The sequence below is a fragment of the Psychrobacter sp. 1U2 genome, assembly GCF_051847575.1.
This window is the reverse complement of sequence record NZ_JBPYDC010000201.1, coordinates 1-1,443: the sequence shown is the minus strand read 5'-3', so window position 1 is coordinate 1,443 and position 1,443 is coordinate 1. Positions and strand designations below refer to the sequence as shown.

Annotated in this window: 3 protein-coding genes; all 3 read left to right on the top strand. The window is 38.6% G+C overall.

The features are described from left to right. Positions 1–496 (top strand): fatty acid desaturase (locus ACS8FD_RS14470; RefSeq protein WP_439276370.1); only part of this gene is annotated, 496 nt, incomplete at its 5' end. Between the two features lie 56 nt (positions 497–552). Beyond that, entirely contained in the window at positions 553–837 is a 285-nt protein-coding gene (locus ACS8FD_RS14465) for a GNAT family N-acetyltransferase (protein ID WP_439262375.1), read from the top strand. Positions 838–1,196: 359 nt separating this feature from the next. Further along, positions 1,197–1,443 (top strand): 4a-hydroxytetrahydrobiopterin dehydratase (locus ACS8FD_RS14460; RefSeq protein WP_439276369.1); only part of this gene is annotated, 247 nt, incomplete at its 3' end.

Here is a 1,443-nt window from a genome sequence, read left to right as displayed (position 1 = left end):
ACGTAATGTTTGGACTTGGGCGGTGATATTTTGTGGTCATTTTACCGAGCAGGCACATATCTATACGCATTTAGATGACAATGAGAGTCGCGGCGACTGGTATACCAGACAGATATTAGGATCAAGCAACATCACAGGTCGCAAGTGGTTCCATATTTTGACCGGTCATTTGTCGCATCAAATTGAACATCATATTTATCCTGATATGCCAGCCAACCATTACACACGCGTGGCCCCGCAAGTACAAGAGATATGCAAAAAGTATGGCCTACCTTACAATACAGGCAGCTTTGGTGCGCAGCTTACCCAAGTCATTAAACGTATTTATCACTTTAGTAAACCAAGTAATGATAAGCGAGATTCATACTTGCAAACGCAAATGGTTATGGATAAAAATAATGAGACAAGCCAAGCAAAGACGTCCTTAACTGTTACGCAAGGTCTGAGTAAATATTTGCCACCCGTCGTGCGTCATGCTTTATTTTATTATAAATAATCTTTATTCTATGTTGAATCACATCAATAAAATATACCCAATAACTGGAGATTTATATGAGTAATCAACAACCGTTAGATATCACGCATAATGAAGATCGCAATCGCTTTGAGACTACGATAGAAGGTCAAACTGGCTATATTAGTTATCAAGAACGTGGTGATGCTTTGGTTTATGACCATACGATTGTACCGCCAGCGCTTGGCGGGCGCGGAGTGGGTTCAAAATTAGTCAAACATGCTCTAGACTATGCACGCGATCATGATAAAAAAGTCGTGCCACAATGCTCGTTTGTATCCTCTTATATTAGCAAGCATCCAGAATACAAAGACTTGGTGTAGTAGCTGTATGAGACAGTATCAATATGACAGCCTAAAATACCTGTCATAGTACGCCTAAGCATTTAAATGGGCTGCCTTAATCTTACCTAACAGAACCGACTAACCTCTTGCCTACCTATCTATTTAAGCTATCTCACTATATATTTATCCATGGATATATGGCAGGATATAAAGGATAGGTGGGTTTTTCGTTCTCTAGTAAGTAGCGACACGTAATACGCTTGAATATAAGTACAAAGTAGTAATAGTTAAAATAAAATACCAGTTTTAACAATAAAAAAGGTGCGATTATTGATAGCATTTTAATCAATGACGACAACACTCTTATTAACCACGACATAATAATAAAGGATATCGGTATGAGTAGTTTATCCGACAAACAAGTTGATATGCAGCTAGAAGACCTTACTGGTTGGCAGCGTGATGGGAACAGTATAGTAAAAACTTACCATTTTAGTAACTTCGTCGAAGCCATGAGTTTTATGAATCAAGCAGCATTCTATGCTGAAGCACTTGAGCATCATCCTGAATGGAAAAATATTTATAACATCGTCGAGGTACGTTTGACGACTAATGATACGGGCGGTATTACCAGCCATGATATTC